This is a genomic window from Sphingopyxis terrae subsp. terrae NBRC 15098, assembly GCF_001598815.1.
GTDB classification, from domain to species: domain Bacteria; phylum Pseudomonadota; class Alphaproteobacteria; order Sphingomonadales; family Sphingomonadaceae; genus Sphingopyxis; species Sphingopyxis terrae.
The window spans coordinates 1-12,162 of the sequence record NZ_BCZQ01000025.1; the positions used below are offsets into that span (position 1 = coordinate 1).

Annotated in this window: 13 protein-coding genes and 1 tRNA gene; 10 read left to right on the top strand and 4 right to left on the bottom strand. The window is 68.6% G+C overall.

Annotation, left to right across the window (positions count from 1 at the left end):
• The 4 genes from STE01S_RS14715 to STE01S_RS14730 all read left to right on the top strand — a co-directional run.
• A partial coding sequence (locus STE01S_RS14715; RefSeq protein ID WP_162928296.1) for a PH domain-containing protein occupies nucleotides 1–263 on the top strand: 263 nt, incomplete at its 5' end.
• Complete coding sequence (locus STE01S_RS14720; protein ID WP_062769008.1) at nucleotides 260–1,801, top strand: PH domain-containing protein; 1,542 nt, start codon at nucleotides 260–262, stop codon at nucleotides 1,799–1,801. The genes STE01S_RS14715 and STE01S_RS14720, both read left to right, overlap by 4 nt.
• Nucleotides 1,798–3,567 (top strand): single-stranded-DNA-specific exonuclease RecJ, encoded by a 1,770-nt coding sequence (gene recJ / locus STE01S_RS14725; protein WP_062769011.1) that lies wholly within the window; start codon nucleotides 1,798–1,800, stop codon nucleotides 3,565–3,567. Before STE01S_RS14720 ends, recJ begins: the two co-directional genes overlap by 4 nt.
• A 91-nt stretch (nucleotides 3,568–3,658) precedes the next feature.
• A tRNA-Glu gene (locus STE01S_RS14730) sits at nucleotides 3,659–3,734 on the top strand.
• 114 nt (nucleotides 3,735–3,848) lie between these two features.
• On the opposite strand, the gene STE01S_RS14735 is transcribed toward STE01S_RS14730, so the two are convergent.
• On the bottom strand, nucleotides 3,849–4,358 hold the full coding sequence (locus STE01S_RS14735) for a DUF4402 domain-containing protein (protein WP_058810967.1): 510 nt from the start codon (nucleotides 4,356–4,358) through the stop codon (nucleotides 3,849–3,851).
• Between the two features lie 148 nt (nucleotides 4,359–4,506).
• Between STE01S_RS14735 and msrB the strand changes: the two genes are divergently transcribed.
• Together msrB and STE01S_RS14745 are read left to right on the top strand one after the other, a co-directional pair.
• On the top strand, nucleotides 4,507–4,902 hold the full coding sequence (gene msrB, locus STE01S_RS14740) for a peptide-methionine (R)-S-oxide reductase MsrB (RefSeq protein WP_003046857.1): 396 nt from the start codon (nucleotides 4,507–4,509) through the stop codon (nucleotides 4,900–4,902).
• Between the two features lie 147 nt (nucleotides 4,903–5,049).
• On the top strand, nucleotides 5,050–7,170 hold the full coding sequence (locus STE01S_RS14745) for a transglycosylase domain-containing protein (protein WP_082813354.1): 2,121 nt from the start codon (nucleotides 5,050–5,052) through the stop codon (nucleotides 7,168–7,170).
• 3 nt (nucleotides 7,171–7,173) lie between these two features.
• On the opposite strand, the gene STE01S_RS14750 is transcribed toward STE01S_RS14745, so the two are convergent.
• The 3 genes from STE01S_RS14750 to STE01S_RS14760 are packed head-to-tail and all read right to left on the bottom strand — an operon-like array spanning nucleotide 7,174 to nucleotide 8,977.
• A complete protein-coding gene (locus tag STE01S_RS14750; protein ID WP_062769017.1) occupies nucleotides 7,174–7,896 on the bottom strand; it encodes a M48 family metallopeptidase in 723 nt (240 codons plus the stop codon).
• Nucleotides 7,896–8,336, bottom strand: a complete 441-nt coding sequence (locus STE01S_RS14755) for a YcgN family cysteine cluster protein (RefSeq protein ID WP_086457528.1) — start codon at nucleotides 8,334–8,336, stop codon at nucleotides 7,896–7,898. The genes STE01S_RS14750 and STE01S_RS14755 overlap by 1 nt, the downstream gene beginning before the upstream one ends.
• Nucleotides 8,333–8,977, bottom strand: coding sequence for an SCO family protein (locus STE01S_RS14760; protein WP_062769023.1), 645 nt, complete (start codon nucleotides 8,975–8,977; stop codon nucleotides 8,333–8,335). The genes STE01S_RS14755 and STE01S_RS14760 overlap by 4 nt, the downstream gene beginning before the upstream one ends.
• Before the next feature lie 84 nt (nucleotides 8,978–9,061).
• Between STE01S_RS14760 and STE01S_RS14765 the strand changes: the two genes are divergently transcribed.
• Genes STE01S_RS14765 through STE01S_RS14780 form a run of 4 tightly spaced genes read left to right on the top strand, consistent with a single transcriptional unit; the run spans nucleotide 9,062 to nucleotide 12,093 of the window.
• Nucleotides 9,062–9,682, top strand: coding sequence for an ankyrin repeat domain-containing protein (locus tag STE01S_RS14765; RefSeq protein ID WP_003046841.1), 621 nt, complete (start codon nucleotides 9,062–9,064; stop codon nucleotides 9,680–9,682).
• A 56-nt stretch (nucleotides 9,683–9,738) separates the two neighbouring features.
• Nucleotides 9,739–11,013: a 3,4-dihydroxy-2-butanone-4-phosphate synthase gene (ribB, locus tag STE01S_RS14770; RefSeq protein ID WP_062769026.1), complete on the top strand. Its 1,275-nt coding sequence runs from the start codon at nucleotides 9,739–9,741 to the stop codon at nucleotides 11,011–11,013.
• A complete protein-coding gene (ribH, locus tag STE01S_RS14775) occupies nucleotides 11,013–11,438 on the top strand; it encodes a 6,7-dimethyl-8-ribityllumazine synthase (protein WP_062769029.1) in 426 nt (141 codons plus the stop codon). The genes ribB and ribH overlap by 1 nt, the downstream gene beginning before the upstream one ends.
• Nucleotides 11,431–12,093: a hypothetical protein gene (locus STE01S_RS14780; protein ID WP_062769041.1), complete on the top strand. Its 663-nt coding sequence runs from the start codon at nucleotides 11,431–11,433 to the stop codon at nucleotides 12,091–12,093. Before ribH ends, STE01S_RS14780 begins: the two co-directional genes overlap by 8 nt.
• Nucleotides 12,094–12,162 lie beyond the last annotated feature (69 nt).

A 12,162-nucleotide genomic window follows, 5' to 3' on the forward strand; every position in this document is an offset into this window, starting at 1 on the left:
GGTGGGGCTATCACATCGGCGCCGGGCAATTGCGCGTCGCGCGCGGCTGGATGTTCCGCACCGACACCATCGTCCCCTTCGTGCGCGTCCAGCATATCGACGTCGGGCAGGGGCCGATCGAGCGCTGGTTCGGTCTGTCGCACCTCGTCGTCCATACCTCGGGGACGCATAACAGCACGGTGACGCTGCCCGGCCTGCGATCCGATCTGGCGGCGGCGATGCGCGAGACGATCCGCCACCATATCCAGACCGACTTCGCATGAGCGACGGCGAACCCGCCGCGGCGCCCGCGCGGGCGGCCGATGTCGAACCCGACTGGCAGCGCCTGCATCCGGCGACGCTGGCGCTGGCGATCGTCAAGCTCGGCCCGCGTTCGCTCAATTTTCTGCCCGCGCTGGCGGCGATCGGCTTTGCGGGCAAATGGGCCTATGTCGTCCCCGCGCTGCTCGCCTTTCTGCTGTTGTCGCTGCTCGTCGCGATCGCTGCCTGGCTGCGCTTCCGCTATGCCGTGACCGATGATGCGGTGGTGATCGAGAGCGGCGTGTTCGCGCGCCAGCACCGCACCATCCCCTTCGACCGCATCCAGGACGTCAGCATCGAACAGGGGCTGATCGCGCGCGCGCTGGGCATCGCCAAGGTGGATTTCGAAACCGGCGCGGGCGGCGGCAAGGAAGGCGATGGCGATCTCGACGCCATCGGGTTCGACGAAGCGCAGGCGCTGCGCGGCGCGATCCGCGCCTGGCGCAGCGATGCCGCCGACACGCAGGTTGCCGATCCCTCGGTCGCCGCCACCGAAGGCGGCGGCGATGCCGCAGAGGACCGGCTGCTCTTCGCAATGGATCCGCGCCGGCTGCTCGTCGCGGGCCTGTTCAACTTCTCGCTCGCCGCGCTCGCGGTCGTCGGCGCGTCGATGCAGCTGTTCGACAATCTGCTGCCGTTCGATTTCAACGTCTTCAACCCCATCGACTGGGTCGATCTGGCCGAAGGCTATGGCCTCGACAATTGGGTACTCGCGCATCGCTGGGTCGCCGGTATCGGGGCGCTCCTGTCGCTGCTCGTCATCGGCTTTGCGAGCGGGATCGCGATGATGATCTTTGCCAACTGGGGCTTGCGCCTCGTGCGCGAACCGCGCGCGCTGCGCCGCACGCGCGGGCTGGCGACGCGCACCGATGTGGCGATGCCGGTCAAGCGCGTGCAGGCGGCGATCCTCGTCACCGGCTGGCTGCGACAGCGCTTCGGCTGGCACGAACTGCGCCTGCAAAGCCTGGCGAGCGACGGAGCGAAGGAGCCCGACCATCAGGTCGTCCCCTTCGGGCGGCTCGCCGAAATCGACCGGGTGCTCGCCGAGGTTGCGATGCCGCGCCCCGGCCCCGGCCAGACGTGGCAACACAGCCACCGCATCATCGCCATCGGCCCGGTCATCGGCGCGGTCGCGGCGGCGACCGGCGGAACCATCGCGCTGATTCTGGGCAATGCGGTCGGCTGGCTCGGCCTGATCGCCGCTCCCCTGCTCGCGGCCGGCGCGCTGTTCGCGACGCGCTTTCATCTGTGGACCGACCTTGGCGAGATGGTCGTGATCCGCCGCGGCTGGTGGAAGCCGAAGACGACGCTGCTGCCGCACGCGTCGGTGCAGAGCGTCGATATCAAGACCGATTTCCTCCTCCGCCCGCTCGGCCTTGCAACCCTCGTGTTCGGCGTGCCCGGCGGCAGCGCGCTCGGCGCGCATGAAATCCCGGCCATTCCGCTCGCCGACGCGCGAGCTTTACGCGCACGCATCCTCAGGGCAGGAACGGCGGCATGACTACCGCCGCCCTCGGCATCACCCGCTCGATCCTCGGCCAGCCGTGGCATTGGCGCCGTACGAGCGCCGAAATGGGCGGCGAAAGCCTCGCCCCCGACGATCTGGTGACCCAATTGCTGCTCGCGCGCGGCGTCGCGCGCGACGATCTCGACCGCCAGCGCGTTCCGACGCTGCGCGGTTTAATGCCCGACCCTTCGTTGTTCCGCGACATGGATGCCGCCGCGGCGCGGCTCGCCGATGCGGTCGAGGCGCGCGAGGCGGTGACCATCTTCGGCGATTATGACGTCGACGGCGCGACATCGGCGGCGCTGCTCGTCCGCCTGCTCGGTGCGCTCGATGTGCCGGTGGGCGCCTATATTCCTGACCGGCTGATGGAAGGCTATGGCCCCTCGGGCGCCGCGCTGGTGCGGATCGGCGAAGCGGGGTCGCGGCTCGTCGTTACCGTCGATTGCGGCGCGCAGGCGTTCGACGCGATCGCCGAGGCGAAGGCCGCGGGGGTCGAGGTGATTGTCGTCGATCATCACCAATGCGCGACCACGCTGCCCCAGGCCTTTGCGGTGGTGAACCCCAATCGCCTCGATGAAGAACCGGGCGCGGCGGTGCACGGCAATCTCGCCGCGGTCGGCGTTGCCTTCCTGCTCGGCGCGGCGCTGCTCCGCACGCTGCGCGCGCGCGGCTTTTTCGGTAGCCGTGCCGAACCGCAGTTGATCGAGCTGCTCGACCTCGTCGCGCTCGGCACCGTCGCCGACGTCGCGCGGCTCACCGGTTTCAACCGCGCGCTCGTCACGCAGGGGCTGAAGGTGATGGCGCGGCGCGGCAATATCGGCATGGCGGCGCTGATGGACGCGGCGCGGCTGACCAAGCCCCCGACGGCGAGCGACATGGGCTTTGCGCTGGGGCCGCGCATCAACGCGGGCGGGCGCGTCGGCAAATCCGACCTCGGCGTCCGGCTGCTGACCACCGGCGACCCGCAGGAAGCCGCGGACATCGCGCAGGAGCTGTGCCGGCTCAACGAGGAGCGCCGCGCGATCGAGGCGGCGGTGCTCGACGCCGCGATCGAGGCGAGCGGCGCGACCGCGAACGCGCCGGTGGCGATCGTCGCGGGCGACGGCTGGCATCCCGGCGTCATCGGTATCGTCGCGGGGCGGCTCAAGGAGAAGCTGCACCGCCCGGCGATCGTCATCGCGTTCGACGAGGATGGCGTCGGCAAGGGATCGGGACGCTCGATCTCGGGCGTCGATCTGGGGGCCGCCATTCTGGCCGCCAAGGAGTCGGGGCTGCTCGTCGCGGGCGGCGGTCATGCGATGGCCGCGGGGCTGACGGTCGAGCGCGCGCGGGTCGATGCGCTTGGCGCCTTTCTGAACGAGCGGTTGGCGGCCGATGTCGAGCGCGCGAGCGGCGACAGGTCGCTGCTGATCGACGCGGTGCTCGCGCCGCGCGGGATCAATCCCTTGTGGTGCGAAGCGATCGAGAGCGCCGGTCCTTACGGCGCCGGCTGGCCTGCGCCGCGCGTCGCCACCGGGCCGGTGCGAATCGTCGAATCGGGGGTGGTCGGCACAGACCATCTGCGGCTGATCGTCGCGGGCGACGATGGCGCGCGGTTCAAGGCGATCGCCTTTCGCAGCGCCGAAACCGAACTCGGCCAGACGCTGCTCCATGCGCGCGGTTCGCGCAAGCTGTGGCTGGCGGGGCGCGCAAAGCGCGACGATTGGGGCAGCCGCCCCGCCGCCGAACTCCATCTCGAGGATGCCGCCTGGGCCGAATGAAACAGCCCGGCGCAATATTTTTGCGTACGCGCCGCCACCACGGCTTGACCGCACCGACCGGCCCGTCTAAGGCGCCGCTTCACCGAACGACGGCCCCTTCGTCTAGCGGTCTAGGACGTCGCCCTTTCACGGCGAAAACACGGGTTCGAGTCCCGTAGGGGTCACCATCGGCGGTTCGCACGGCGCAGCCGCGAGCCTGCCCGGTCGGCATCGACCCCATATTCATGACATATATTTGCGGCGTTGGCGTTGCGGCTTTTCTTGCCTGCACGCGGGCCGGTTTACGGATATTCGACCGTCACCGGAATGCGGCCGCGATAGTCGCCGTCGGTGGCGCCGGCGACCTGCAGCCGTCCGCCGAAGCGGAAGACCAGGCGGCCGTCGGGGCCGAGCCGCGGCGCCGCACCCAGGTCGGTGGCCAGCCCGGTCACCCGCGCGCTTGCGCCGCTGCCGCTCTCCAGATCGACCGACGGGGGCAGGGTGACGCGCACTTCGGCGCCGGGCTCGCCGCTGACGGTGACGACGCCGGTAACCGCAAAGCCGCCGAGGTCGCGCACGTCGCCGCGCAGGCGGCGCGCGCCGGTGAGTGGATCGATCTCGACCTCGCCGCCGCTCGCGCCGACCGCGAGGCGGCCCATGTCGAGTTGGGTGTCGACCTCGACGCGCAGCGGCATGCTCGCCTTGCGCGCTGCAATCGCGGCGTCCTTGCCGTCCTGACGGCACAATTGGCACTGGGCGGCCAAGGGGGGCGGCAGCGCGCCGACCAGCAGGAGGATAAGGAGGAGACGCATTATCACCCCTTCGCCATAGCGCGATCGTGGTTAATCGGCGGTAAAGCCGCCCACGCTACCCCTTGCGGGGGCGCGGCATCGCGCCGATATTCAGGCCATCATGCGGCGCCTTTCCCCACCCCCGTGCGCCGCCAAGGAGTAGCCCATCATGACCGACAAGCAACTCGACCCGATGGCCCATCATGTGCTGCGCGAAGGCGGCACCGAACGCGCTTTCACGGGCAAATATACCGATTTCAAGGGCGACGGCCTCTATCGCTGCGCCGGCTGCGGCACGCCGCTGTTCGACAGCCGCACCAAATATGACAGCGGTTCGGGCTGGCCGAGCTATACCGCGCCCGCCAGCGACGCGTCGGTCAGCGAGCATCGCGACATGAGCCATGGCATGATCCGCACCGAAGTGCGCTGCGCCAAGTGCGAGGGGCATCTGGGTCATGTCTTTCCCGACGGTCCCGGGCCGACGGGGCTGCGCTATTGCATCAACAGCGCGGCGCTTGACTTCGCCGACCGCGGGCAGGATGAGGCGGGGACCGGCGAAGGCTGATCCCCGCCGGGCCGGCTGCCGCATCGCCGCGCAGCGAAAGAAGGAATCTGGATTTTGCGCCGCGAGCGACAATCGTCATCCGCCCCCAAATCGTCATCGTCAGGCAAAGGCTCGGGCAAGGGCTCCGGCTCCGGGGGGCCGTCTGGCTTGCGCCTCTGGCTGCGCCGCCTGTTCCGCTGGGGCCTCGCGCTTGCGCTGGTCGGCGTCGTCGCGGTCGCGGTCGCGGTCGGCATTGCGGCGCAGCGCATCCCGAGCTTCGAGGAGCTGAAAAAGTCGCCGGCGGGCCAGACGATCCGCGTCCACGCCGCCGACGGCACCGTCTTCCTGTCGCTCGGCCCCAATTACGGGCGCTGGCTGACGCTGCGCGAAACGCCGCAAGTGATGCAGGATGCGATGGTCGCGGTCGAAGACCGGCGTTTTCGCTATCATCCCGGCGTCGATCCGGTCGGGATGACGCGCGCTGCGGTCTTCGCGGTCGAACATTATGGCACCGGGCGCCGGATGCAGGGCGCATCGACGATTACCCAGCAGCTGGCGCGCAATATCTTCCTGTCGAACAGCTACACCTGGTCGCGCAAGCTGCGCGAAATGATCCTGTCGCTCGCGCTCGAATGGAAATTCTCGAAGGACGAGATCCTCGAACTCTATCTGAACAAGGTCTATTTCGGCGGCGGCAGCTACGGCATCGACGCCGCGTCGCGGCGCTTTTTCGGGCATAGCGCGACCCAGATGTCGCTGTCCGAAGCGGCGGTGGTCGCGGGGCTGGTCAAGGCACCGTCGCGCTATTCGCCGACCGCCGACGCCCAGGCCGCGCTCGGCCGGTCTGGGGTCGTCCTCGAAACCATGGTCGATGCGGGCTTCATCACCCAGGCGCAGGCCGACGGCGCCAAGCCCGCCGATGTCCAGTTGGCACAGGAAACCGGCCAGAACAGCGCGCGCTATTTCACCGACTGGGCGCTGCCGCAGCTCGACATGCTGATCGACGAAGGTGCCGAGGCGCTCGACGTCTACACGACGCTCGACCTCGGCATGCAGCGCGCCGCGACCGCGGCGATCCAGGCCGACACGCCGAAGGGGGTGCAGGGCGCGCTCGTCTCGCTTGATCGCGACGGCGCCGTGCGCGCGATGGTCGGCGGCACCGACTATGTCGCTTCCAACTACAACCGCGCGACGCAGGCGATGCGCCAGCCGGGGTCGGCATGGAAATTGTTCGTCTATATGGCGGCGCTCGAAGCCGGCTATAAGGTCGACGATCAGGTGGTCGACGAACCGGTGACGATCAACGGCTGGAGCCCGAAAAACTCGTCGGGCCGCTTCGCCGGGCCGATGAGCCTGCGCACCGCTTTCGCTTATTCGGTCAACACGATCGCAGCGAAGCTGGGCAATGAAATCGGCTTTTCCTCGGTCGCCAACATGGCGCGCCGCTTCGGCATCACGACCCCGATCAACACCCACCCGTCGATGGTGCTCGGCAGCGCCGAAGTGCGGGTGATCGACATGACCGCCGCCTTCGCGGCGGTGTCGCGCAAGGGTGTGTCGGTGCAGCCCTATGGCATCACCAAGGTGACGACCGCCGACGGGCGCCTCCTCTATCAGAAGCCGGCCGAGCGCGGGCAGGTGCTCGTCGACAATTGGGTTGCCGCGGGCATTACCGACCTGTTGCAGACCGCAGTCGCGACGGGGACAGGGCGCGCCGCGCAGATCGGCCGGCCGGTGGCGGGCAAGACCGGCACGACGTCGAGCAACAAGGACGGCTGGTTCCTTGGCTTTTCGAGCGGTCTGACCACCGGCGTCTGGATGGGCCGCGACGATGCCAAGGCGGTCGGGGGGCTGCAGGGCGGCCGCGCGCCGGCCAAGGCCTTCGCCGACTATATGCGCATCGCTGTCGCACGGCGCCCCGTCGAGCCCTTCGATACCGAGGTCAAGCTGCCCGAATGGCAACTCGAGGGCGATGACGAGGCCTATTTCGGCGCGCCGGAGGAAAATGGCGGCATGGTCGATGAAAATGGCATGCCGATCGAGCTGCCCGCCGCGCCCGACACCGCCCAGGGCGACGTCCCGCCGCCGCCGCCCGCCGACGGTCCGGTGCTCAACCAGCAATGGATCGAGGAGCAGACCGGGCGCCGGCCGCCCGCCGACAATGGCGCCGCCGCGCCAAAGGCGGCCCCGCAGCAGCTGCGCACTCCCGCACCGGCACCGCCCAAGGCGCCGCCACCAGTGCTGAAGGCGCCGCCCGCGCGTGCCCCCGCCAATGGCGAGGGCAATTAAGGATCAGGTGAAACGGTAGCGGTGCAGCCCGCGGCCTTCGCGGCGCAGCCACGCGCGCGCCGCGCCGACGTCGCCATCGTGCAGATCGTCGACCAGCGCGTGAAAGGCCGCGCTATGATCCATGTGCCGCAGATGCGCGACCTCGTGCGCGACGGTGGCGCGGCGGACATGGTCGGGCGCCATGACGAGCCGCCAGCTATAGCGCAGGTCGCCGTCGTGGGTGCAGCTGCCCCAGCGGCTGCGCGGATCGCCGACCCCGACGCGGCCGACGGTCAGTCCCGCGCGCGCGGCAATTTCCCGGCTCTCGCGCGTCATGATGTCGAGCGCCGCGGCCTTCAGCCAGCGCTCGATGCGGCGCCCGACGGTTTCGGCGGGGCCGCCGACGCTCAGCCGGTCGCCCTCGGCGCGAACCGCGCGCGGGGCAGTTGCCGTCCATTCGATCCGGCGCTCCATGCCGAACAGCGGCAGCGCCGTGCCGGGGCCGACCCGGACCGGCGCAGCGGTCTTGCCGACCTGTTCGGCGAGCCAGTCCTGTTGCTCGCTCGCCCATTTGATCGCGCGCGCGGCGCTTGCCCGGCGCGGCAGCGTCAGTCGCAGCTCGCCGCGCGCACCGTCGAAAACCAGGCGATAGCGGCGCGATTGCGCATGCGGGACCAGCCGTACCGGCCACGGCGTATCGCCGACCCAGATGTGCGGCCGCTCGTCGCTGGCCCGTTCGCCGCGCATCAGACGACGCGCTCGACGAGATGGTTTTCGAGGGGGCCGGCGCGATCCTCGCTCACCGTCCAGCCGACGATCGACTCGCCCGCCCGGTGCACCGCGTCCCGATCGCCGCAGACCAGATAATGCCATGCGGGCAGCGGTGCGCCCTCGGCGCGCAGGCGATAGGCACAGGTTTGCGGCAGCCATTCGATGTCGGCGACGCTGCGCTTGGTCAGCGTCAGGCAATCGGGGACGTGGCGGCGGCGATGCTTGTAATCGCCGCAGCGCGCGGTTTTCAGGTCGAGCAGGCGGCACGCGACATTGGTCGGATAGATGCGCCCGCTGTCTTCATCCTCCAGCTTGTGGAGGCAGCATTTGCCGCAACCGTCGCACAGCGCCTCCCACTCGCCCGCGTCGAGCGAGGCGAGCGGCGCTTCCCAGAAGCGGCGCCCCGCCCCGGTCACTTCACCCACTTGCCAAGGTCGGCGGCGACCTTGTCGGGCGCGCCTTCATCGACGTCGGTCGACGGGTCATCGAGCGGCAGCAGCGCGAGCGGCTTCCCGGCCGGGTCCATCAGGAAGGCGAGCTGCGTATGCGCCATCAGATAACGGTCGGGCGCCGATCCCTCGACCTTGTGGAAGGACACGACATATTCCTTCGCGACCGCCGCGATCTGTTCGGGGGTGCCGGTCAGTCCGATCAGGCGCGGGTGGTACCGGCTGACGAAGGCCTTGAGCACGGCGGGCGTGTCGCGCGCCGGGTCGATGGTGATGAACATCGGCTGCACCTTGGCACCGCGCGCCGGATCGGCCTTCTCGAACGCCGCCAGCCCGCGCATCAGCTTTTGCACGTCGACCGGGCAGATATCGGGGCAATAGCTGTAGCCGAAATAGACGATGCGGTAACGGCCCGCGAAATCACTGTCGCGTACCGGCTTGCCATCCTGATCGGTCAGGCTGAACGGTCCGCCGATCTTCGCGCCGGCGAGCGGCGGGGTCGCGTCCTGCGTCGCCGACGGGGCGTTGCACCCAGCGAGCGCCGCGCCAAAAATCAGAAGCAGGCTTGCGCGACCGGCGTTTCGGACCATATTCGGGATGTTCATCATGCGGCCAGCCTTGATGGGCTAGGCCACGAAAATCAACCTTTCTCGTCGCGCCGTGCGACGATCATCGCCAGGGGTCGCCCAATCATGTTTCGACGCGCGGAGCTTCGCCTCGCCTCCTTCCTCCTGCTGATCGCCGCCGCGCTCGGCGCCGGTACTGCGGCGCACGCGCAATTCCGCGGCGGCTACGCCTTTCTGCAGGCCGTCGAGAACCGCGACGGGACGAAGGCGACCGAGGCGCTGAAGGACGATTCGACGCTGGTCAACACGCGCCATCCCGACACCGGCGAAACCGCGCTGATCATCGTCACCAAGCGTCGCGACACGACCTGGCTGCGCTTCCTGATCGGCAAGGGCGCCGACCCCGAAATCGGTGACCGCCAGGGGGTGACGCCGCTGATGCACGCGGCGCTGCTCAACTATCCCGACGGCGCCGAGGAACTGATCGAAGCCGACAAGTCGATCGTCGACATGACCAATCGCCGCGGCGAGACGGCGTTGATCCTGGCGGTGCAGGCCAAGAATGCGGCGATGGTGCGGCTGCTGATGCGCCACGGCGCCAATCCCGACAAATCGGATCATATCGCGGGCATGTCGGCGCGCGACTATGCCAAGCGCGACGACCGGACGGGCCAGATGCTGCAACTGCTCGATGCCAAGCCCGATGCCCCGCTGCGCGATCTCGGGCCGATCTTCGGACCCAAATAATAACATAATGTGATTTCCCTATTGGGAATCACATTATGATGTGATAATTGCGTGGCATGTCTACGCACCTCATCGATCGTATCCGCGCCATCGTCGACGACGGCAGCATGTCCCGCTCGGGGCTTGCGCGCGCGGCCGGCCTTCACGCCAACAGCCTGCGCGATATGGAATCGCCGGGCTGGAACCCCACCGCCGAAACGCTGCGCAAGCTCGAGAACTGGCTCGCGCACGGCAGCGACCTGTCGCCGATGGCGACGCCGGAGGAAATCATCGCCGAGGCGCGCAACGGCCGCATGTTCATCCTTGTCGACGACGAGGATCGCGAAAATGAGGGCGATCTGGTCATCCCGGCGCAGATGGCGACCCCCGATGCGGTCAATTTCATGGCAACGCACGGCCGCGGCCTGATCTGCCTGACGCTGACGCGGTCGCGGGTCGAAACGCTGGGCCTCGAACTGATGAGTCGCAACAATGGTACCCGCCACGAAACGGCCTTCACCACATCGATCGAAGCGCGTGAGGGCGTAACCACCGGCATTTCCGCCGCCGACCGTGCGCGCACCGTGTCGGTCGCGATCGACGCCGCCAAGGGCCGCGACGATATCGTCACGCCCGGGCATGTCTTTCCGCTGATCGCGCGCGACGGCGGCGTGCTGGTGCGCGCCGGCCATACCGAGGCGTCGGTCGACATCGCGCGCCTCGCCGGGCTTAATCCCTCGGGCGTGATCTGCGAGATCATGAATGACGACGGGACAATGGCGCGGCTCGACGATCTGATCCCCTTCGCGCGGCGCCACGGGCTGAAGATCGGTACGATCGCCGACCTGATCGCCTATCGCAGCCGCACCGACCGGCTGGTCGAATGCGTTGCCGACGAACCCTTCGAATCGGATTATGGCGGCGACTGGCGGCTGAAATCCTATCGCAACAAGGTCGATGGCAGCGTCAATCTGGTGCTGCAGAAGGGCGCGGTCGATCCCGAAGGCGTGACGCTGGTGCGGATGCATGCGGTGTCCATCTTCGACGATATCATGGGCCGCCCCGGCCCCCGCAAGCGCCGCCTGCAACGCTCGATGGAGGCGATCGGCGCCGAAGGATCGGGGGTCATCGTCATGCTCATGCGCCCGCTTCCCGGTTCGGCCGCTGCAGACGCCGCCCCGCCGCCGACTGGCGGCATGGATCTGCGCACCTATGGCATTGGCGCGCAAATCCTCGTCGACCTCGGCGTTCACGCGATGGAGCTTTTGACACCATCGCACAACAATCTCGTCGGGCTCGAAGGCTATGGCCTGTCGGTCGTCGGCGAACGCGCAATCCCCGGAGAAGAATGATGGCCCATATCCTGATCGTCGAAGCGCGTTTCTATGCCCATCTCAACGACATGCTGATCGATGGCGTGCGCAGCGCGCTCGAAGCCGAGGGGCATAGCCACGAGGTCGTGACCGTCCCCGGCGCGCTGGAAGTGCCGGCGGCCATCGCGCTTGCCGATCAGAACGGCCGTTATGACGGCTATGTCGCGCTTGGCGTCGTCATCCGCGGCGAAACCTATCATTTCGAAGTGGTGTCGAACGAAAGCGCGCGCGGGATCATGGCGCTGACGCTCGACGGCCTTGCCATCGGCAACGGCATCCTGACCGTCGAGGATGAGGAACAGGCGCTTGCGCGCGCCGACAAGACGCGCAAGGATAAGGGCGGCGAGGCGGCGAAGGCCGCGCTCGCGATGCTGGCATTGAAGGATCAGTTCGGCGTTGCTTGATCGCACTCCCCCCGGCCGATATTCCGTCGTCGAACGCGGCGGCCGGCTGGTGGTGATCGACCGCGCGACCGGCGGAACCCCGCCGACCGCGGCACAGCGCATGGCCGAACATGATCGGCGCAGTGGCATAGAGCCTGCCCACCCGGCGCCGCGCGACGAAATGCCTGAACCCGTCAAAGCCCCCGCAACGATTGCCGGTACCGCCCCGGCCGACCGGCTGCGCGAAGCGATCGCGGCGCGCGGCGCTCAGGCCAAGGCGCGCCAGCCTTGGGGCGATACGCCCGCCGCGCCGGCGGCGCGCGAGGCCGCACCTGCGCGAATCCCGGCGCATATCCCCGAAGCCGCACCGACCCCGGCATCACGCACGCGCCCGGCACCGCGGCCAAGCGGCGGTTCGCGCAAGACGGTGGTCACGTCGAAATGGTGGGATGCAAAGGGGCCGCGGACGATCGAACTCGGCGCCAACGGCCAATCGACCTTGAGCGGCGGCTTCGTGACGATCTTCGCGATCGGGCTCGCGATCTTCGTCTTCCTGCTGCTCATCATGCCGGTCGCGGCCTTTGTCGCGGCCTTTCTGCTGTTCCAGTTCGGCGGCAAGATCCTGGCGCCGATCGGCGCGGGGATCGTCGACAAGGCGATCGCGGAGCGAAATTAAAAAATCCTCCCTGCGGCGTAGCCGTGGGGAGGGGGACCACCGAAGGTGGTGGAGGGGCGATAGGTCTCA

Bases quoted from the DNA above. Each gene is read 5' to 3' on its own strand.
- STE01S_RS14720 (WP_062769008.1), top strand. From the start codon at position 260: ATGAGCGACGGCGAACCCGCCGCGGCGCCCGCGCGGGCGGCCGATGTC.
- recJ (WP_062769011.1), top strand. From the start codon at position 1,798: ATGACTACCGCCGCCCTCGGCATCACCCGCTCGATCCTCGGCCAGCCG.
- STE01S_RS14735 (WP_058810967.1), bottom strand. From the start codon at position 4,358: ATGCGTCTCCTCCTTATCCTCCTGCTGGTCGGCGCGCTGCCGCCCCCC.
- msrB (WP_003046857.1), top strand. From the start codon at position 4,507: ATGACCGACAAGCAACTCGACCCGATGGCCCATCATGTGCTGCGCGAA.
- STE01S_RS14750 (WP_062769017.1), bottom strand. From the start codon at position 7,896: ATGCGCGGCGAACGGGCCAGCGACGAGCGGCCGCACATCTGGGTCGGC.
- STE01S_RS14760 (WP_062769023.1), bottom strand. From the start codon at position 8,977: ATGATGAACATCCCGAATATGGTCCGAAACGCCGGTCGCGCAAGCCTG.
- STE01S_RS14765 (WP_003046841.1), top strand. From the start codon at position 9,062: ATGTTTCGACGCGCGGAGCTTCGCCTCGCCTCCTTCCTCCTGCTGATC.
- ribB (WP_062769026.1), top strand. From the start codon at position 9,739: ATGTCTACGCACCTCATCGATCGTATCCGCGCCATCGTCGACGACGGC.
- ribH (WP_062769029.1), top strand. From the start codon at position 11,013: ATGGCCCATATCCTGATCGTCGAAGCGCGTTTCTATGCCCATCTCAAC.